This is a genomic window from Leucobacter muris (genome assembly GCF_004028235.1).
Taxonomy (GTDB): domain Bacteria; phylum Actinomycetota; class Actinomycetes; order Actinomycetales; family Microbacteriaceae; genus Leucobacter; species Leucobacter muris.
In genome coordinates this window covers 2,056,201-2,074,925 of sequence record NZ_CP035037.1, presented here as the reverse complement: position 1 = coordinate 2,074,925, position 18,725 = coordinate 2,056,201, and the positions used below count along the sequence as shown (strand labels likewise).

Here is an 18,725-nt window from a genome sequence, read left to right as displayed (position 1 = left end):
CGTCACTCGGCGACCACCGAGGAGTCCTCGTATTCCTCGGTGAGCCCGTGCGGCGTCTTCTCCCAGCGGTGCGGGCTGAAGTACATCTGCCAGGCGGCCCGCCACGCCGCGACGGAGTGCAGGATCCAATAGAGCGGGTTGAGCAGCGCGAACGCCGCGATACGCCAGTTGTACCTGCGCCAGGCGGCCGCGCCGGCGAACGCGATCATGAGCGCGTTCGAGGCGAGCATGTTGATGGTGCCGCCGATCACCAGCCATTCGGGCAGGTCGAGGCCGATGAACTTCACGCCCACGTAGGTGATCACCGTGAAGCCGAGCACGAGCGGGTAGGCGAGGAAGGCGAGGGGGTGCCGATGATGAGCGTCGTGAGGGTGATGAATCCGGGCAGGCCGTTCTGCTTCAGCCACGCGACGGGATGCCTGGCGTTGACGGCTCCGGTCATCATGTAGCCCTTGATCCAGCGCGTGCGCTGCTTCACCCAGGCGGGCACCTCAGCGCAGGCCTCCTCCCAGGTGACGGAGTCGACGACGCCCACCCGGCCGCCGTGCACGGCGATGCGCATGCCGAGGTCGGCGTCCTCGGTGACGTTGTAGGGATCCCAGGCGCCGAGGTTGCGCAGCTGCTCGGTGACGAAGTGGTTGGAGGTGCCGCCGAGGGGGATCGGCACGTGCCACTCGTCCATGCCGGGCAGCATCGAGTCGAACCAGTGCGCGTACTCGACCGCGAAGAGTCGGGTGAGCACGTTGTAGTCGGCGTTGAAGTAGTTGAGGGCCGCCTGCACGCAGACGAGGGGGCGCTCGTCGGTGCGGTCGACCTGCTGGGCGGTGCGGAAGCGTTCGACGACCTGCCTGAGCTGGCGCGGCTGCGGGCGGTCCTCGGCGTCGTAGATGACCACGAACTCGCCGCGCGCGAACGCGAGCCCGTAGTTGCAGGCGCGCGGCTTCGTCTGAGGGCCGCCGGGCGGCACGATGAGCATGCGCACGTACTCGGGCGGGCGCATCGCCTTGACCGCGGCGATCGTCTCGTCGTCGTCCTCTTCGAGCAGCAGCAGCACGTCGAGCTTCGACTTCGGGTAGTCGAGCGCGCCGAGGTTGGCGACGAGCTTGGTGATGATGTTGGCCTCGCGGTAGGCGGGCACGAGAATCGTGTAGACCGGCAGGTCGTCGTCGGGGATGGAGAACTCGGGATCGGGCAGGCCGCGCTGCTGCCGCTGGCGGTGGATCTCGTCGCCGAGCCGCCGCCGCCACACGCGCCGGGCGCTGCCGCGCACGCCGGCGAGCACTTTGAAGCCGACGTTGACGAGGAACATCGCGTTGGCGATCGCGAGCACGGCGACCGCGGTGAGCAGGGGGTCTAGCACGGCTCCGACGACGATGATCGCGACCGCGATGACGGGCAGCGCGCGCTGCCAGGCGTTGAGGCCGTCCTTCGCCGAGGCGGAGTTGTCGGTGCTCGCGAGCGACTCGGCGGCGCCGAAGACGAGCGCCGCGCGGCAGATCGACTGCACGACCCGCACCAGATCCCAGTCGGTGGTGGTGACGAGCTGCAGCTGGTCGACCCCGTAGCGCGCGATGATCTCGGCGCGGGCAGACTCGGCGAGCGGAACCGTGGTGGCGACGGTGATCGACGACGGGGCGTGGGCGGGGCGCTCGATGCGGATCGGCAACCAGCCGCGCTCCACCCAGGTCTCGGCGGGTTCGGCGAGGATGGCCACGGCGTCGATCTCGCCCTGCTCGTCGATCTGCACGAGGTCGACGAACGGCGCCCGCCACTGCTCGGCGAGGGCGCCGTACATCTCCATGCGCTGCACAGCGCCGTTCAGGATGAGGTGGCGGCCCAACGGCCCGCCGCCGGCGCGCTGGTCGGCGAGGGCCTGGCCGAGCTGCTGCTCGGTGATGAGCCCGCGGTCGAGCAGGATCTCGCCGATGCGGCGCGGATCGCGGCCGGGCACCCGGGTCATGAGCCGTCCAATCGTCGGAGGATGCGGATGTCGCCCTCGGAGAACACGGTCTCGTACTGGGCGAGCACCGACGGATCCTCGAGCAGGGTCGCGTACACCTGGTCGGCGACGGCGGCGCTCGACAGCGAGGGCGCCGCGGCGACGGTGTAGAAGATCCAGCGTGCGTGGCCGGCGGGGTCGCGCAGCGCCTCGTCGAAGAATTCGCCGGTGGAGCGGTTGAAGTACTCGCGCAGCGGGATGCCGATCTGCGGCAGCACGGCGTTGCCGGCGGCCGACTCGTCCATGAGGATGCCGCCGCCGTCGTAGTGGTCGCGCAGGTACCGGGCCCCGGCATCGGTGCCGTTCGCCCGCTTGATCTGCATGTAGCTCTCGGCCTCGGCGAGCACGGCGCTGCGACCGGGCAGGTCGGCGAGCGACCAGGTGAGCTGGCCCGCGAGGGCGACGACCGTGGCGACGACGGCCGCGATCCCGAGCACTCGCGCCCGACGCGCGCGCAGGCAGGTGTCGACCCACACGGCGCAGAGCATCGCCAACCACGTGAGCGACACGAGGGCGTAGCGATTGTTCCACCAGTTGGTGGGCATCGTGTGCATGTTGTTCATGTGGGTCTGGCCGAGGTAGAGGCTGAGCAGCGAGAAGGCCCATCCGGTCGCCATGAGCCACACGATGAGCGCGCGGGTCTCGAGCCTGAAGCGGGCGCACAGGGCGATGAGGCCGAGGCCGGCCACCACGAGCGTGACCGCCCCGACGGTGCCGATGATCGCCCAGTGGTACGCCCAGAGCGTCAGCCCCACGGAGCCCTGGTACGCGAGGAACCCGGACTCCGAGACGGGCGCCTGCAGCGACGCGGCCGAGTAGGGCCCGTTCATGAACTCGAGCGGGTTCTCGTAGACGGCGAAGTTGTAGGCGACCCACCAGGTCACCCCGAGCGCGGGCCACAGCACGAAGGCTCCGGCCATCTTCACGACGTGCTTGATCGACCGCCTGCGTCGCCAGGCGACGATCATCACGAAGAGGGTGCCGCTCGCGACAAGCGCCCACCCCTCGTACCGGGAGAGCACGGCGCCCGCGGCCGGCGCTCCGCTGAACACCATCATCTCTCCCGCGCTGAGTTCGCGGGAGGACAGGGCCCACGAGGCGAGACCCGCGACCGCCGCGGTGAGGAAGGCGATGAGCACCGGCTCGGTGAGGGCGGTCGTGTGCACGTAGAGCAGGCTCGGGTTCGTGACGATGAGCGCGACGAGCACGAGGCGCGCGGGGCGCCCGAGGCCGATGCGAGCCGCGATCCGGTAGCTCGCCGAGGTGATCGCGACGAGGCAGACGATGCCGAGCAGCGCGGCCGCCCAGCCCGTCGCCCAGAGCCAGTCGACCGCCACGAACGGCATCAGCAGCAGGTTCGGCAGCGGCAGCCACACGGTGCCGAGCTGCGTGAAGCCGGGCGCCTTGCTGTCGAAGATGCGGCGGGCGATCGTGAGGTGGCTCTGCGCGTCTGCGTAGGCGAAGTGCAGGTCGGTGCCGATGCTCCAGAACGCCGCCGCCGTGCCGGCGATCAGAGCGATCAGAGCGACGACGAGAGTGCCCGGCACGCGGCGTCCGGTTGCGGGCGCACCGAGCGCCGCCCAGGCCGCCCGGAGGCGGCCCGGTGCGAGCTCGGCGGTGCTCACGACCCGTCGGTGCGGCGCTCGGCCTCGTCGGCGCCGGGGTCGACTGCCGCATCGGCGCCGACGGCGGAATCGCCGGTCGGCGCGGCTGCCACGGCGTCGGGATCGACGGCTGCGGCGGAGCGGGTTCCGGCGGAGCCCTCCTCGGCGGCACCGACCTGCGTCGTGCTCGCCGCCGAGGCCGCCTCGGCCTCGACCTGGCGGGTGGCGACCAGACGGCGACGGCGAGACGCGGCCGCGATCGCGACGATCACGAGCAGCAGTACGAGCGCACCGGCTGCGGCCCAGGCGAGCCACGTGTAGTCGTCGCGGTACTCCTGCTGGGGCACGACGGCGTTGATGTCGAGCAGTTCGGGCTCGTCGTCTCCCTCGGCCTGGAAGCGCAGCACACCCGAGAGCGAGTACCAGTCGGTGCCGTCGAGGTCGCCGGTGACGCTCGCGATCAGGTCGTCGGGGGCGGACCCCTCGGGCGCCCAGCCGCCGACGACCAGCAGATCGCGGTCGCCCGACTCGAGCGCCATGAGGGCCGCGTAGGGCTGATCCACGGCGACGGTCAGCTCGGTGCTGCCAGACGGGGCGAGGGTGCGGAAACGGTCGAGGCGCAGCGGAGTGCGCAGCGCGTTCGCCTGCTCGGCCGTGGCGCCGACGAGCAGGCCGGGCCGCGAGGAGTCGATGAGCTGCTGCGCAGAGTCGACCGTGATCGCGAGTTGCCGGCTCGAGACGCGCTGCAGCGCCGCGACGACCGATCCCGCCGCCTGCACCTCGGCCGTGCTCGGCGAGTCCGAGCCCGTGGCGACCGTGAGCGCGCCGCCGAGGGTCTGGGGGAACCGGTCGAAGCCCGGACGCGCCGCTTGGCCGCGATGGGCCGTGACGGTGCTCGCGCGGGTGTCGAGATCGAGGCGCACCTGCGGCAGCAGCGACTCGTCGATGCACTCGCCGCCCGCGGCGACGGCGGTCAGCCGCACGACGAGGCCGTTCGAAGCCTCCACGCTCGACGCGGGGATCTCGATCTCGCGGTCGATGGGCGGTTCGGCGGCGTCGACCGGCAGCGTGTCGACGAGCACGTCGTTCCAGAGCACCTCGGCCGACGCGATGGTGACGGGCTCGATCGTGCTGACCGCCCCGGTGAGGTGGAGGGTGTAGCCGTCGACGGGCCCGCCGAAGGCGTCCTGCGGCACGCTGATGAAGCTGTCGGTGACGCCGTAGCCGCGCAGCGAGACGGAGGCCGTGCCGAGCTCGTCGAGGGTGAGCGAGAGCGCGTCGTCGGGGTGCGTCGCGGCGGCGGAGGCGAGCCCCTCCGTCTGCGCTGCGGAGGCGAGCGGCAGGCCGGCGGAGCCGAGCGCCGCGGCGGCGGTGGCGAGCTCCTCGGGCGCGCCCGAGACGATGAGACGGGGCACGCCTCGATCGTCGGCGTCGATGCGCGTGGCCGCCGGGCCGTTGCCGGCCTCGAACGCGATCACGCGCTGCTCGACGGGGGAGACCTCTTCGGCCGCGGGGGCGTCGAGCGACACCGAGGAGCCGTTGCCGAGCCGGTGGGCGGCTGCGGCGACCGCGCTCAGGCCGGCCCCGAGCAGTTCGGGATCGCCGCCCGTGACCACGTCGACGCGCTCGACCCAGGGCGAGAGGAAGGTGTCGACGGTCTCGGGGGGGGGGCGCCGCCTCGCCCGCGTAGTCGAGTGAGGCGTCCGTGATGGCGATCCGGGTGCCCTGCTCGCGCTGCGCGGTCTCGCTCGCGACCCAGCAGACGCGGCCGGTGTCCCAGGGCAGGGAGAACACGAGGTTGACGGTGCCGTCGATCACGTCCTCGCCGCTGAGGGCCAGACGGATCTCGCCGTCGGCGGGTGACACCGTGCCGAGGTGGCGGCGCTCACTGCTCACCTGCACCCGGGCCTCCGGGTCGCCCGCGAGCAGCGCCACCTGCGCGGTGAACTCCAGCGGGGTCGTGCCGGTGGGCACGGCGAATGGGATCCAGAGGGAGCCCCCGCTCGCGAGCTCGGCGCGCTCGCTGCGGGACGTCGGATCCGCGTGGCCCGAGACCGTCGCCGAGGCCTCGGACTCGACCGCCTCTTCGAGCTGCGCGGGCAGCGAGGGCTCCGCCGGGGTGGTGGAGTCGGCGGGGTTCTCCGGCTGATCCGGTGCGACGTGGGGCCGCACGACCGACGCGGCACCCGCTCCCGGCTGTGCGAGGGCCGGAGCCGCGCCAGCTCCGAGGCTCGCGAGAACGAGAAGCCCCGAGAGCGCAGCCGCGGGGGTGCGGCCGAGAAGCCGTCGATCCCTGGCTCGCGCGGTGGATCCGGAAACGGACACGGGTGTGCTCATCGTGGAACAGCCCTTTCCCCTGAAAGTTATGCAGATACCCGTAATACTACGTGCGTCGAGCAGTGAATCCTGCGAGTGGCTAGCCTGGAAGTCATGAGCCTCTCGAAGACGCAGTTCCTGTCCGTCGCAGACCACACCCTGCTCGCTCCCGGCACCACTCGCGACGAGCTCTCGGCCTTCCTCGCGGCGGCGCGCGATCTCGGCGTGCAGCGGGTCTGCATCAGCCCCTCGCTGCTTCCCCTCGACCCGCAGGATCGCGGCGAACTCGAGGTGGTGACGGTCGTGGGCTTCCCCTCCGGAGCGCACCGCGCCGAGGTCAAGGCGGCCGAGACGGCCCGGGCGGTGGCCGACGGCGCCGATGAGATCGACATGGTGGCGAACCGCGCGCTGGTGCGCGCCGCGGGGGCCGGAACGGGCGACTGGGCGGCTGTGGCGGCGGAGATCCGTGCGGTGCGGGAGGCGTGCCCGGGCCGCGTGCTGAAGGTGATCATCGAGTCGGCCGCCCTCTCCGACGACGAGATCGCGGGCGCCTGCCGAGCGGCGGAGGCCGCCGGCGCCGACTTCGTGAAGACCTCGACGGGCTTCGACCCGGCGGGCGGGGCCAGCCTGCACGCCGTGCTGCTCATGGCCGAGACCGTCGGCGGGCGCCTGGGCGTGAAGGCCTCGGGCGGCATCCGCACCGCCTCGGCCGTGCGCGAGCTGTGGGCCGCCGGCGCCACCCGCTTCGGGGTCTCCGGCACGGGCGCGATCCTCGACGGCTGGAGCGGGGAGCCGGGCTCCTCCGCCTCAGCCGGCTCGGCGACGGGTGCCGCGGACGCCGCCGCGCCGCGGGGCGCCGCCTACTAGAATCTCCCCATGCGCCTCGGAGTGATCGACGTCGGATCAAACACCGTCCACCTGCTGGTGGTCGACGCCCACCCTGGCGCGAGCCCCGCGCCGTACCACTCGCAGCGCTCGGTGCTGCGGCTGATGCGGTACCTCGACGCCGACGGCGCGATCTCCGAGGAGGGCGTGCGCCGCATCATCGACGCGATCCGCGAGGCCGCCGACACGGTGCGGGAGATCGGCGTCGACGACATGATCGCCACCGCCACGAGCGCGATCCGCGAGGCCGCCAACGGCGAGCAGGTGCTCGCACGCATCGCCCGCGAGACGGGTGTCGCCCTGCGGGTGCTCTCGGGAGAGGACGAGGCGCGCATCACCATGCTCGCCGTGCGCCGCTGGCTCGGGTGGTCGGCCGGCGAGATCCTGCTGTTCGACATCGGCGGCGGCTCGTTCGAGATCGCGCAGGGCGCCGACGAGTACCCCGACGTGCAGGTGTCGCTGCCGCTCGGGGCCGGCCGGTCCACCATCAACTACCTGCCCGAGGACCCGCCGACGCGCGAGTCGGTCTCGCTGCTGCGGGCGCACGCGCGCGCCGAGTTCACGCGGGTGCGCGACGAGGTCTTCGCCGACCGCCCTCGGCCGAAGCGCGTGGTGGGCACCTCGAAGACGGTCCGTTCGCTCGCGCGGCTGGTGGGCGGGCCCGCCGACCCGGTGACCGGCGACCTGGCGCAGCTGCACTACGTGGGCCTGCGAGAGTGGGAGCCCACGCTGCGCGACATGCCCGGCTCGGTGCGGGAGTACCTGCCCGGCATCACCCCCGAGCGCGGCTATCAGATCATGGCGGGCGCGGTGGTGCTGCGCACCGCGATGAAGGTGTTCGGCGTCGACACGCTCACCATCTCGCCCTGGGCGCTGCGCGAGGGCATCGTGCTGCGCTACATCGACGCGCTCGACGGTCGGGGCGCCGAGCCGGTACGGGAGCATCCGGAGACCGCGTGAGCGCCGAGGCCGTGATCGACTGGGAGGCCCTGCGCGCCGCCGCCGTCGCCGCGCTGGATCGCGCCTACGCGCCCTACTCCCGCTTCCGGGTCGGGGCCGCGGCGCTCGTCGAAGACGGCCGCATCATGTCGGGCTGCAACGTCGAGAACGCCTCGTACGGCTTGACGCTGTGCGCCGAGTGCTCGCTCGTGTCGGCACTGCACATGAGCGGGGGCGGCCGGCTCGTCGCCTTCGTGTGCGTCGACGGCGACGGGGCGACGCTCATGCCCTGCGGCCGCTGCCGCCAGCTGCTCGCCGAGCACGCCGCGCCCGGCATGCTGCTCGAGACGGTGGCGGGGGCGCTCACCATCGACGCGGTGCTGCCGCACGCGTTCGGCCCCGGCGACATCAGGGCGTAGCGACGCGTCGCTACTCGAGTGCGGTGAGGGAGTCGCGGATCGCCGCCGCGAGCTGACGCACGGCCGTCGAGGGCTGCCGGCGGGGCCCGTCCACGGGGGCGGCGAGCAGCAGCGAGCGGGCGAAGGCGGGGTCGTCGATCGGCCGCAGCACGACGCCGGGGTGCGTGGGGCCGCTCGCGAGCTTCGGCACGAGCCCGATGACCATGCGGGCCGCGATCATGCCCAGCATCACCTGGAAGTCGTCCGACCGGATCGCCACTTCGAGCGTGTGCCCGGCCGCGGCGAACGCGTCGATCACCACCGAGTCCATCGGGTCGTGGCCCGTCGCGCCGAACAGCCAGCGCTCGCCGTGCAGCGACAGCAGCGAGGGCACGTCGATCGGGGCGGCGACCGCGAGCGGGTGGCCCTCGGGCAGGGCGAGCATGAGCGGATCGCGATGCACCTCCGTGGTCACCACGTGGGAGCGGAACGGCAGCTCGTAGCCGGGCACCGAGTAGACGAGGGTGGCGTCGAGCTCGCCGAGATTGAGATCGGCGATGAGCGGCTGCACCTCGGCCAGCACGGCGGCGAGTTCGATCCCGAGCTCGCCCACCTGCGCCACGATCGAGGGCAGCAGCTTCGCGGCGGCCGTGGGGAAGGTGCCGAAGCGCAGCCGCACGCGCCCCATCTGGGTGAGATCGCGGGCGTCGCGCAGCGCGCGATCGGTGAGGGTCAGGATCTCCTCGCCCCGGTCGAGCAGCAGCACGCCCACGGGCGTGAGCGAGCTGCCGCGCGCCGAGCGCTGGATCACCGCGGCGCCGACGAGGCGGTCGAGGTTCTTGAGGTGGTAGTCGACCGTGGGCTGGCTCCAACCGAGCCTGCGGGCAGCCCCGGTGACGGATCCCTCGGCGTGCACGGCCCGCAGAGCCTGGAGCTGACGCAGATCGATCATGCGTCACACTATCCCATATCTGACAGTGCGATGTTTGATGCAGGTTGCTCACATACGGGATATGTGGCTTCCGAGACGAATCGGGGATTCACGGCCGCGATCCGCGCCCCCACCATGGAGGGATGCTCCACGCCACCGACCCGGCCGACCCCGTCGCGCTCGAGAGCCTCGACGCCGCGCCCGCGCGACCACGCGACGACGAGCGCGAGGCCCTGCTGCGCCGCCACGCCGAGACCCCGTACGCCGACGCGCTCGACCGCTACATCTCGCGCGATCCCGTGCAGCTCATGGTGCCCGGGCACGGCGGCACCGACCGCGGCCTCAGCACCCGCCTCGCAGACTTCCTGGGGGAGCGCACGCTGCAGCTCGACATCCCCATGCTCATCGACGACGTCGACCTCGGCGAGCACTCGCCCCTCGACCGCGCCTTCGAACTCGCCGCCGAGGCGTGGGGCGCCCGCCGCACCTGGTTCCTCACCAACGGCGCCTCGCAAGCCAACCGCACCGCCGCACTCGCGGCGCGAGGCCTCGGCGAGCACATCGTGTCGCAGCGCAGCGCGCACTCGAGCTTCAGCGACGGCGTGCTCGCAGCCGGGCTCATCCCGAGCTTCGTGTTCCCCTCGGTCGACGAGACGCACGGCATGGCCCACGGCGTCTCGCCCGCAGCCCTCGACGCGGCGCTCGCCCGAGCCGAGCGCGAGGGGCGGCCCGCTTCGGCCGTCTACGTCATCTCGCCCAGCTACTTCGGCTCGGTCTCCGACGTGCGCGGGCTCAGCGAGGTCGCCCACGCCCACGGCGCGCCGCTCATCGTCGACGGGGCCTGGGGCCCGCACTTCGGCTTCCATCCCGAGCTGCCCGAATCGCCCGCGCGCCTCGGCGCCGACCTCGTCGTGTCGAGCACGCACAAGCTCGCCGGTTCGCTCACGCAGTCGGCGATGCTGCACCTCGGCCACGGCCCCTTCGCCGACCGCCTCGAACCGCTCATCGAGCGCGCCTTCACCATGACCGCTTCGACCTCCACGAGCGCGATCCTGCGGGCCTCGCTCGACATCGCCCGTCACGCGCTCATGACCGGCGAGGCGCAGATCGGGCGCTCGCTCGCCGGCGCCCGCCGCTTCCGGCAGATGCTGCGCGACGATCCGCGGTTCTCCATCGTGAGCGACCGCTTCGACCGCTTCGACGACATCGTGCACACCGACCTGCTGCGCGTGCCGATCGACGTCTCGGCGAACGGTGTGAGCGGCCACTGGCTGCGGCAGCGGCTCATCGACGTCGACGGCATCCACTTCGAGATGTCGACCGCCACCTCGCTCGTCGCCGTCATCGGCGCAGGCAAGACGCCCGACTGCGAACTCGTGCACCGCGCCATGACCCGGGCCGTCGACTCCGAGGCAGCCGCCGTCGAGCGGGAGGCGCACGCCGCCGCGGGATCCTTCCCCGCCCTGCCCGCGCCCGGAGCCCTCCGCATGCCGCCCCGCGACGGCTTCTTCGCGCAGACCGAGGTCGTGCCCGCCGCCGAGGCGGTCGGCCGCGTCTCGGCCGACACCCTCGCCGCATACCCGCCCGGCATCCCGAACCTCATCCCCGGCGAGGAGATCACGGCCGAGACCGTCGCCTTCCTGCAGGCCGTCGCCGCCTCTCCCACCGGTTACGTGCGCGGCGCCGTGGATGCTTCGGTGCACCGTTTCCGCGTGACGCGCACAGCCTAGACTCGACCCCATAACCGGGCCGTCCGGCCCCGATCCGCAACGAGATGACGAAGACGTCTGGAGAATCAATGTCCACACAGACGCTGCGACAGCAGCTCTTCCGAGTGAAGCCCGTGCCCCGCGACGGCGGTGAGACCGGCAGCACGCTGAAGCGCAGCATCGGCCTGTTCCAGCTGACGCTCATCGGCGTCGGCGGCACCATCGGCACCGGCATCTTCTTCATCCTCTCCGAGGCCGTGCCGATCGCGGGCCCGGCCGTGATCTGGTCGTTCATCATCGCGGGTCTCGTCGCCGGGCTCTCGGTGCTCTGCTACGCCGAGCTGGCGAGCAGCGTGCCCGTATCGGGATCGTCGTACTCCTACGCCTACAGCACCCTCGGCGAGCTGCCCGCCATGGGCGTCGCCGCCTGTCTGCTGCTCGAGTACGGCGTCTCGACCGCCGCGGTCGCCGTGGGCTGGTCGCAGTACGTGAACCAGCTCATCAACAACCTCTTCGGCATGGAGCTGCCGCACGCCCTGCTCTACGCCCCCGAGGAGGGGGGCATCATCAACCTGCCCGCCATCATCCTCATCGGGCTCTGCATGCTGCTGCTCATCCGCGGCACCACGCACTCGGTCGTGGCGAACACCATCATGGTGCTCATCAAGATCGCGGTGCTGCTGTTCTTCGTGGCCGTGGGCATCACGGGTTGGAACGCGGACCACTTCGCGGACTTCGCGCCCTTCGGCTTCGCAGGCGTGATGACCGGCGCCGGCATCATCTTCTTCTCGTTCGTGGGGCTCGACGCCGTCGCCACCGCCGGCGACGAGGCGAAGAACCCCCGCCGCAACCTGCCCATCGCCCTCATCGCCGCCCTCGTCGTGGTGACCGGCGTCTACGTGGCCGTGGCGCTCACCGCGCTCGGCGCGCAGGCCACCGGCGAGTTCGACGGGCAGGCCGCCGGCCTGTCGGCGATCCTCGAGAACATCGTGGGCGCCTCCTGGCCCGGCACCGTCGTCGCCGCCGGGGCCGTGATCTCGATCTTCAGCGTCACCCTCGTCGTGCTCTACGGGCAGACCCGCATCCTGTTCGCCATGTCGCGCGACGGCATGGCGCCCAAGGTGTTCCAGAAGGTCAACCCCCGCACCATGACCCCCGTCGCGAACACCATCATCGTGTCGATCGTCGTGGCGATCCTCGCGGGGGTGCTGCCCATCAACTTCCTCGCCGAGATGACCTCGATCGGCACGCTCGCCGCCTTCCTCGTCGTCTCCATCGCCGTGATCGTGCTGCGCCGCCGCGAGCCCGACCTCGAGCGCAAGTTCCGGGTGCCGTTCTACCCCGTGGTGCCGATCCTGTCGATCATCGGCTGCCTCTGGATCATCAAGGACCTGCGCCCCATCACCATCATCGTGTTCGCCGGGTGGACCGCGCTCGTGCTCGTCTGGTACTCCTTCACGGGCCGCAAGAACTCGGTGCTCGGCAAGCGCATCGACACGGGCCTCATCGTGCTCGTCGGCCCGGGCCGCTACCGCGAGGTGTCGGGCGCCGACGGCGTCGAGATCGACGACGCCGACGCGGCCGCGGTGGGCCGCGGCGGCCCAGGCGACGGATCCGCGGGCTCCGGCCTCGCCGGAGGTTCCGCGGATTCCGGGGGAGGCGCGCGATGAGCGTCGTCGTCGGCGTCGCCCCGGGGCACTGCTCGCACGCGGCAGTGCACCTCGCGGTGCTGCTCGCCCGCTCGTACGGGCAGCCGCTCGTCGTCGCCGCGGTCAACGCGGCGGGGTGGGGCGCGGGACGCTCGCTCGGCGTCGACGGCGAGTACCGCCGCTTCGTGGTGGACCAGGCCCGCGCCGCCCTCGACGAGGCCCGCGCCCTCGTACCCGCCGACATCGCAGCGCAGTACCTCGTGCACGACGCCTCGAGCTCCCGCCGCGGCCTGCTCGAGGTGTGCGAGCAGCACCGCGCGATCCGCCTCGTCGTCGGGGCCAAGGACGAGGGGCCGCACGGTGAGATCGCGCTCGGCTCCGTCGTCACCGGGCTGCTGCAGAGCGCGCACGTGCCCGTCGCGATCGCTCCGCGCGGCTTCGGGGCAGGGCCGGGCGCCCGGCTCGAGCGCATCACCGCCGCCTACAGCGGATCGGAGACCTCGGCCGAGCTGGCCCTCGCCTCGGCGGTGATCGCCGCCGAGTCGGGATGCGGGATCCGTCTCGCCGCGTTCTTCGCCCGGCCCCGCGCGCTCGCCGCGGCCGCCATCGGACTCGACGCCGAGGACGCCGTCATCGCCGAGTGGTCGGCCACCATCCGCGAGCAGGCCGACGAGATCCTCGACGACATCGAGCGCCTCGATCCCGCGCCCGCCTCGATCGAGATGGTCGTCGGGGCCGGCGCCGACTGGGGCGAGGCGCTGCGCGCCGTGGATTGGAAGCGCGCCGAGGCGCTGCTCGTCGGGTCGAGCAGCCTCGGCCCGATCGCGCGCGTATCGCTCGGCTCGCACGCCGTGAAGATCGTGCGCCACTCCCCGGTGCCCGTCGTCGTAGTGCCGCGGCGCGCCACCGACGACTACATCGCGCAGGGGCGGCCGGCCTCCGCCGGCTGAGCCGCGCGCGAGTGCGGGCCTCGCCCCGGCTCGCGCCCCGGTCCGCCCCGCCCCTTCGGCCTGCCCCCTGAGCGGGCCGAAGGGGCGAGGCGGGTTCTGCCCGGAGACGCCGCCTCTGCCTCTTGAGATCGCGGAAGGGGAGCGGGGCGCTGCTCCGCGGGGCGCGATGCTGCCCGTCGCTGCGATCTCAGACTCCGCTCACAACCCGCTGCCGACGCCTCCCGCGCGCGGCTTCTCCACAGATCCGCGGATCCCCGCTCACTGCCCTCCCGCACCGCGCATGCTTATGGGCATGACTCACACGATCCGCCCCTCAGACCCCCGCCTCAGCCGTGACCGCGTGCTCGCCACCGACGCCGACATGCACGAGCTCATCGAACTGCTCCTGGAGCGCGCGAACCAGCGCCAGGTGTGGTTGTTCGTCTTCGACGACGCGCAGCGGGTGGTCGGCCCGCTGATGCCGATGGACGATTTCCCCGAGAGCCCCGACGGCCTGGTCGAGACCGATGACCTGGGGCTCGTGTCGGTTCCCCACGTCTTCGTGGATCGGGCGGGCATGGTGTGCGAGGTGCTCGGCGCCGCGTCCATCGCGCTCGTCTGGGAGCGCCGCGGGTCCGAGAAGTTCACGGCCGAGGACCGGGCGTGGGCGCGGGCACTGGCGCACGAGGCGACGGAGCACGGCCCGCGGCTGCGAGCCCAGTTCGTGCTGCACGACACGGGCCTGCGCCAGCTCACTCCCGACGACTACGCGTAGCGGTTCATCGGTGCGGCGGGCAGCGCGCCCGGCCCGCGCAGCGCGGCCCGTCTGATTTGGACTTCCCCAGCCCGATCGGGTAAAGTTATCTCTCGGTGCCGAGCTCCCCGGAGTTCGGATTTCCGCCTTGGGATATGGTGTAATTGGCAACACTACGGTTTCTGGTACCGTCATTCTAGGTTCGAGTCCTGGTATCCCAGCCATCCACTGGTTGCACGACATCGCGCTTCAAGATCTCTGAGAGCCGTCGACTCGCGCAAACGAGCGCAGAAACTCGGGCTGCGCGAGATCTCCTGTCGAACCCGCTGACCGGGGCTCCCGAGCTGCGTGGTGCGGAGCTCTGGCGCGGTGCGCACCAGAACCGCGGTTCCGCGGCGTGCTGCAACTGCGTCAGCTCGATCATGTCGGAGAGCTAGCCGAAGTTCGAGGGCAACGTCAATGCCTGGCGAAGCGCGAGATCGCGACAGTAGGTTCGAGTGATGAAGCGTTCAGATGCTTGTGCAACGGGAACCCCTCCTCGCAGAGGCGCGGCTCTCGCCAGGCGGGTACTCGAAGGCGTTGCCGGTGTGGCCTTGGCGGCGAGTCTGGCCGGATGCGGACTGTCAGTGCCGTCGGATCCGAACGGCACTCTCGCGAACGCGAGCGGGGGAGAGCTGAGGGTCGGGGCTTCGACCGATCCTGGACTGATCGATGACCACGGATCGGAGCCGTCGGGCTCGCTCGCGCGCCTCGTCGACGACTTCTCCGAGTCCATCGATGCTCGTCCGGAATGGACCGTGGGGAGCGAGGAGACACTCGTCCGAATGCTGGAGAGCGGTGAACTCGATCTCGTGGTGGGAGGCTTCACCGAGGACACGCCCTGGCTCGACCGCGCAGGTATCACCCGGGGGTACCGCGCGATCGAGGGCGCAGACGGGCGCAGCATAGTCTTCCTCGTGCCTCTGGGGGAGAACGCGTTTCTCAGCGAGCTGGAGGCCTTTCTAGATGAGGAGGTGGGCTCGTGAGCGAGAACCATCAGTTCGGACGGGCCGACCTGCCTCACGAGCAGCATCACGCGTTGAAAAAGGCTGTGCGCTGGGAGTGGTTCACCATCGCGTATACCAGCTGCACGATCGCCCTCGTGGCTTTCGTCGTGGGGAACTCGCAGGCGATGCGAACCGCGTGGATCGAGGACATGCTGTCCCTCATTCCGCAGCTCGCGTTCCTCATCGCTCTGGTATTCGTGCGCCGCAAACCCACCCGGGACTACCCGTACGGTATGCATCGCGCGATGGGAGTGGGCCATCTCGTCGCCGGTGTCGCCCTCCTCGCGGTGGGGCTGAACCTGGCGTTCGAGGCCGTCAGCAGTCTGATCAACACCGAGCACCCCACGATCGGGACCGTGAATCTGTTCGGCCACACCATCTGGCTGGGGTGGCTGATGGTCGCCGTGATGGTGCCGATCGTCGTCGGGCCGGTGTTCCTCTACGGACCCGCGAAGGCGAAGCTCGCGCCCTTGCTCCACAACAAGCTTCTCTACGCGGACGCCGATATGGCGAAAGCCGACTGGCACACGAATGCGGCCTCGATCGTCGGCGTGCTCGGGGTCGGCGTGGGGCTGTGGTGGCTCGATGGCGCGGCCGCGCTGTTCATCTCGCTCGGCATCATCTGGGACGGCGTCCGAAATACCAAGAGCGCGGTGATCGACCTGATGGATCAGCGCGCGCGCACCTGCGACGATGAGTACCCCGATCCGCTCGCGCACGACATCACCGCCCACCTTCGCGAACAGAAGTGGATCAAGGATGCCGCGGTGCGCATGCGTGATCAGGGACAGGTCTTCCATGTGGAAGCGTTCGTGCTTCCCAGAAGGAAGCGCGTGCCGGTCGAGTGGATCGACGAGATATCCGAGAGCATCGCGGGGCTCGACTGGAAGGTGCAGGACGTCGTCGTGGTCGTCGGCGAGACGCTTCCCGATGAGGCGGATCGAGCGCTGACGCGCTATCCCGGAAAGTACTCGCCGATGGACGCGTCGGGCTCTCCATGAAGGTGATCGACAGCGGTCGGATCAGGATCTGAAAGGGCGAGAACATGGTGGTGCTGATCGCCTTTCTCGCGAACGTCCTCGTGGCGGTCGCCAAGACCGTTGCGGCTATGATCACGTCCTCGGCTTCGATGACGGCTGAGGCCGCGCACTCCTGGGCCGACGCGGGAAACGAGATCTTCCTCCTCATCGCGGACCGGCGCGGAGCGCGCCCGAAGGACGAGCGCCACCCGCTCGGATTCGGCCGCCGCGCATTCGTATGGTCCCTCGTGGCCGCCTTCGGCATCTTCACCGCGGGCGCCATCGTCTCGATCATGCACGGTATCCAGCAGCTGGCCTCGGATGAGCCCGTGGAGAACCCCGGCATCGCGTACACGGTCCTCGGGATCGCGTTCCTGCTGGAGGCGATCTCTTTCGTGCAGGCTTTCAGGCGATCGAAGCGGCTCGCGCGGGAGCGAGAATCTACGACCTGGGACTTCGTGCTCAAGACGAGCGATACGACGCTGCGGGCCGTGTTCTTCGAGGACGGTGCGGCACTCATCGGGCTCGCGATCGCGGGGGCCTCGATCGCCGTGCATCAGCTGACGGGAGTCGCCGCGTGGGACGCGTGGGGTTCGATCCTCGTCGGAATGCTTCTCGCGGTGGTCGCCCTGATCCTGATCGGAAGGAACATGGCGTTCCTTGTCGGTGCGACCGTCTCGAATGCGGAGTGGCGGAGCGTCGGGACGGCCCTGCTCGGGATGTCGGATATCGAACGGATCACCTATCTGCACATCGAATACGTCGGCCCCCATCGCCTATTCATCGTCGCTGAGGTCGATCTCGCGGGGGACGAGGCCGAGCACGCCGTGGCGCGACGTCTGCGCGACGTCGAACGAACCATCGAACAGCACGACGTCGTCGAGAAGATCGTGCTCTCGTTGTCTGTCGCGGACGAGGTCTCGCTCGAATTCGGTGCTGGGCGACGGTGAGGCCTCAGCTCCGAGGCTTCTTTCCTGACAGAATCACAGAAATCGTCAGACGAAGCGCAGAATTGCGTACAATGAGGGGGTGAGCGCCACTGACCATTCCGACGAGATCGAATCATCGGACTTCATCTTCATCTGCCCGAGCCACCTCGAGTGCGTGCTCGCGGCGGGCGATTCGAGCGATGTCGCCGCGCTGCGCGACTGGTGCGCGGCCCTGCCGAAGAAGAGCTACGGTCGCGTTTTCATCGAGGTCGATTCGCCGCAGCAGATCGAGTCGCTCGACGCGCCCCCCGGTGTGGGCATCACCTGGCTCGTACGCGAGTCGCGCGAAGCGCTTGCCGGTGCGCGACTGATGGACGCGGTCGACGCATGGCTCGACGAGTGGATGCGGGGCGACCCCCTGAGCGGCCGTTACGTGCACCTGTGGACCGGGGCGCGCGACAGCGCCGATGTCACGGCGCAGTGGGATCGCGTACGGTCCGAGCTCGCCGAGATCTGGACGGCGGCGGCCGAGTACCGGGAGCAGCGCGCCTAGACGCCGCGCATGATAGACGCGCCCGCGACGGATCGACTCCGGCGCGGGCGCGTCTTGTGCTGTGAACGCCTCAGACGGTCAGGTGCGAGGCGAGGAACCAGCGATCCTTGTCGAGCTGCTGGGCCAGAGCGATCACGATGTCCTGGCTCGTGGGGTCGATCTCGTCGAGCCCCGCCACAGCGGCGTAGACGGTGACGAGCGCGGCGTCCAGCTCGGATACGACCTCGCGGATCGTGGCGTCCGACTGCTGGAAGCCCTCGGCCGTCTCGGGGAGGCTGGTCTTCTTCGCGACCGTGCCGATGCGCGCGTCGACGGGCAGCCCCAGAGCGACGATGCGCTCGGCCACCTCGTCGGCTCCGTCCTGCGCGTGCGCGACGACCTCGTCGAGGAACTCGTGCACACCGATGAAGTTCGCGCCGCGCACGTGCCAGTGCGCCTGCTTGCCGTTGACCGCCAGCGCGACGAGGTCTCGCACGACGGGCGACAGGTAGTGCTCGACTCCCACCGAGCGGTCGAGGTCTTCCTTCGAGACGACCACTGACTTGTTCTTGGATTGGACCATGATGATTCTCGTCCTTCGGCTCATCGGATTTCGTTTCGGCCTGATGGTGTCTACTGTGACTCGGATCGCGCAGAACCGCAAGCAAGGCAAGACATGCCTAACCGCCCGCGCCGGGAGCGCCGATCGAGGAGGCGCTCGAGCGGGAGCGCCCGGTTCTCAGGTTGGTCGGCCCGGCCCCGTATCGGGCTTCCAACGCGCGGCGCAGGGAGTCGATCGAGCCGAAGCCCGACTGTCGAGATCGCTGCCGAGACTACGAGCGCCGTCACGACGGATGGTGGCGGAGCCGTGAACTCGACGCTCGATGCAGTGTCTCTGCGCGGGATGCAGCGTCGTTCGTGCGTGAGAGAACGCGCTTGGAATAGCGTCTGATCTGCCGTTATGGTGATGCCCATGTGCCACGCCGCAGATCCGCCGCTCCCGGGAATCCCTGCACGCTCGGTCGCTCCCGTTCGTCCCTCGGCTCGTGTCCCGTCGAGCGCCCTCCGAGGGCTGGCAGCCGGGCT

General features: G+C 70.6%; 18 protein-coding genes and 1 tRNA gene. 13 read left to right on the top strand and 6 right to left on the bottom strand.

Annotated elements, in window-relative coordinates; all coding sequences use genetic code 11:
* Nucleotides 1–2: 2 nt before the first annotated feature.
* The 4 genes from Leucomu_RS15505 to Leucomu_RS09740 are packed head-to-tail and all read right to left on the bottom strand — an operon-like array spanning nt 3 to nt 5,219.
* Nucleotides 3–320, bottom strand: a complete 318-nt coding sequence (locus Leucomu_RS15505; protein WP_228407059.1) for a hypothetical protein — start codon at nt 318–320, stop codon at nt 3–5.
* Nucleotides 302–1,960, bottom strand: coding sequence for a glycosyltransferase (locus Leucomu_RS09750; RefSeq protein WP_228407058.1), 1,659 nt, complete (start codon nt 1,958–1,960; stop codon nt 302–304). The genes Leucomu_RS15505 and Leucomu_RS09750 overlap by 19 nt, the downstream gene beginning before the upstream one ends.
* The gene (locus Leucomu_RS09745; RefSeq protein ID WP_017883216.1) at nt 1,957–3,624 is read right to left on the bottom strand and encodes a hypothetical protein; all 1,668 of its coding nucleotides are present in this window, start codon (nt 3,622–3,624) and stop codon (nt 1,957–1,959) included. Before Leucomu_RS09745 ends, Leucomu_RS09750 begins: the two co-directional genes overlap by 4 nt.
* Nucleotides 3,621–5,219 carry a cellulose biosynthesis cyclic di-GMP-binding regulatory protein BcsB gene (locus Leucomu_RS09740; RefSeq protein WP_128387093.1) on the bottom strand — a complete coding sequence of 533 codons (1,599 nt, stop codon included), beginning with the start codon at nt 5,217–5,219 and terminating at the stop codon, nt 3,621–3,623. The genes Leucomu_RS09745 and Leucomu_RS09740 overlap by 4 nt, the downstream gene beginning before the upstream one ends.
* Nucleotides 5,220–5,311: 92 nt before the next feature.
* Between Leucomu_RS09740 and Leucomu_RS09735 the strand changes: the two genes are divergently transcribed.
* The 4 genes from Leucomu_RS09735 (at nt 5,312) to Leucomu_RS09720 (ending at nt 8,162) form a co-directional block, all read left to right on the top strand.
* Nucleotides 5,312–5,752: a hypothetical protein gene (locus Leucomu_RS09735; protein WP_128387092.1), complete on the top strand. Its 441-nt coding sequence runs from the start codon at nt 5,312–5,314 to the stop codon at nt 5,750–5,752.
* A 281-nt stretch (nt 5,753–6,033) separates the two neighbouring features.
* Nucleotides 6,034–6,786, top strand: a complete 753-nt coding sequence (deoC, locus tag Leucomu_RS09730) for a deoxyribose-phosphate aldolase (RefSeq protein ID WP_128387091.1) — start codon at nt 6,034–6,036, stop codon at nt 6,784–6,786.
* 9 nt (nt 6,787–6,795) lie between these two features.
* Entirely contained in the window at nt 6,796–7,764 is a 969-nt protein-coding gene (locus Leucomu_RS09725; RefSeq protein WP_128387090.1) for a Ppx/GppA phosphatase family protein, read from the top strand.
* Nucleotides 7,761–8,162, top strand: a complete 402-nt coding sequence (locus tag Leucomu_RS09720; RefSeq protein ID WP_128387089.1) for a cytidine deaminase — start codon at nt 7,761–7,763, stop codon at nt 8,160–8,162. Before Leucomu_RS09725 ends, Leucomu_RS09720 begins: the two co-directional genes overlap by 4 nt.
* A gap of 10 nt (nt 8,163–8,172) precedes the next feature.
* Here Leucomu_RS09720 and Leucomu_RS09715 read toward each other — a convergent pair whose 3' ends face one another.
* Complete coding sequence (locus Leucomu_RS09715) at nt 8,173–9,093, bottom strand: LysR family transcriptional regulator (RefSeq protein ID WP_128387088.1); 921 nt, start codon at nt 9,091–9,093, stop codon at nt 8,173–8,175.
* 122 nt (nt 9,094–9,215) lie between these two features.
* On the opposite strand from Leucomu_RS09715, the gene Leucomu_RS09710 reads away from it, so the two are divergent.
* From Leucomu_RS09710 to Leucomu_RS09670, 9 genes are all read left to right on the top strand, one after another.
* Nucleotides 9,216–10,802 carry an aminotransferase class I/II-fold pyridoxal phosphate-dependent enzyme gene (locus tag Leucomu_RS09710; protein ID WP_128387087.1) on the top strand — a complete coding sequence of 529 codons (1,587 nt, stop codon included), beginning with the start codon at nt 9,216–9,218 and terminating at the stop codon, nt 10,800–10,802.
* A 68-nt stretch (nt 10,803–10,870) separates the two neighbouring features.
* Entirely contained in the window at nt 10,871–12,451 is a 1,581-nt protein-coding gene (locus tag Leucomu_RS09705; protein ID WP_128387086.1) for an amino acid permease, read from the top strand.
* Complete coding sequence (locus tag Leucomu_RS09700) at nt 12,448–13,380, top strand: universal stress protein (RefSeq protein ID WP_128387085.1); 933 nt, start codon at nt 12,448–12,450, stop codon at nt 13,378–13,380. The genes Leucomu_RS09705 and Leucomu_RS09700 overlap by 4 nt, the downstream gene beginning before the upstream one ends.
* Nucleotides 13,381–13,672: 292 nt before the next feature.
* Nucleotides 13,673–14,134: a regulator of G-protein signaling domain-containing protein gene (locus tag Leucomu_RS09695; protein WP_128387084.1), complete on the top strand. Its 462-nt coding sequence runs from the start codon at nt 13,673–13,675 to the stop codon at nt 14,132–14,134.
* Between the two features lie 128 nt (nt 14,135–14,262).
* Nucleotides 14,263–14,337, top strand: a tRNA-Gln gene (locus tag Leucomu_RS09690).
* A 363-nt stretch (nt 14,338–14,700) separates the two neighbouring features.
* Nucleotides 14,701–15,138, top strand: a complete 438-nt coding sequence (locus Leucomu_RS09685) for a transglycosylase SLT domain-containing protein (protein WP_128387083.1) — start codon at nt 14,701–14,703, stop codon at nt 15,136–15,138.
* Complete coding sequence (locus Leucomu_RS09680) at nt 15,135–16,160, top strand: cation transporter (protein ID WP_323368289.1); 1,026 nt, start codon at nt 15,135–15,137, stop codon at nt 16,158–16,160. The genes Leucomu_RS09685 and Leucomu_RS09680 overlap by 4 nt, the downstream gene beginning before the upstream one ends.
* A 44-nt stretch (nt 16,161–16,204) precedes the next feature.
* Complete coding sequence (locus Leucomu_RS09675) at nt 16,205–17,128, top strand: cation diffusion facilitator family transporter (protein WP_128387082.1); 924 nt, start codon at nt 16,205–16,207, stop codon at nt 17,126–17,128.
* Between the two features lie 79 nt (nt 17,129–17,207).
* A complete protein-coding gene (locus tag Leucomu_RS09670) occupies nt 17,208–17,660 on the top strand; it encodes an SIP domain-containing protein (protein WP_128387081.1) in 453 nt (150 codons plus the stop codon).
* Between the two features lie 70 nt (nt 17,661–17,730).
* Here the strand turns inward: Leucomu_RS09670 and Leucomu_RS09665 are convergent, their stop codons facing one another.
* Complete coding sequence (locus Leucomu_RS09665; protein WP_128387080.1) at nt 17,731–18,222, bottom strand: Dps family protein; 492 nt, start codon at nt 18,220–18,222, stop codon at nt 17,731–17,733.
* Between the last annotated feature and the right edge of the window lie 503 nt (nt 18,223–18,725).

Coding starts and splice junctions, on each gene's coding strand:
- Leucomu_RS09695 (WP_128387084.1), top strand. CDS start 13,673: ATGACTCACACGATCCGCCCCTCAGACCCCCGCCTCAGCCGTGACCGC.
- Leucomu_RS09675 (WP_128387082.1), top strand. CDS start 16,205: ATGGTGGTGCTGATCGCCTTTCTCGCGAACGTCCTCGTGGCGGTCGCC.
- Leucomu_RS09735 (WP_128387092.1), top strand. CDS start 5,312: ATGGCGATCCGGGTGCCCTGCTCGCGCTGCGCGGTCTCGCTCGCGACC.
- deoC (WP_128387091.1), top strand. CDS start 6,034: ATGAGCCTCTCGAAGACGCAGTTCCTGTCCGTCGCAGACCACACCCTG.
- Leucomu_RS09750 (WP_228407058.1), bottom strand. CDS start 1,960: ATGACCCGGGTGCCCGGCCGCGATCCGCGCCGCATCGGCGAGATCCTG.
- Leucomu_RS09665 (WP_128387080.1), bottom strand. CDS start 18,222: ATGGTCCAATCCAAGAACAAGTCAGTGGTCGTCTCGAAGGAAGACCTC.
- Leucomu_RS09700 (WP_128387085.1), top strand. CDS start 12,448: ATGAGCGTCGTCGTCGGCGTCGCCCCGGGGCACTGCTCGCACGCGGCA.
- Leucomu_RS09725 (WP_128387090.1), top strand. CDS start 6,796: ATGCGCCTCGGAGTGATCGACGTCGGATCAAACACCGTCCACCTGCTG.
- Leucomu_RS09705 (WP_128387086.1), top strand. CDS start 10,871: ATGTCCACACAGACGCTGCGACAGCAGCTCTTCCGAGTGAAGCCCGTG.
- Leucomu_RS09710 (WP_128387087.1), top strand. CDS start 9,216: ATGCTCCACGCCACCGACCCGGCCGACCCCGTCGCGCTCGAGAGCCTC.
- Leucomu_RS09715 (WP_128387088.1), bottom strand. CDS start 9,093: ATGATCGATCTGCGTCAGCTCCAGGCTCTGCGGGCCGTGCACGCCGAG.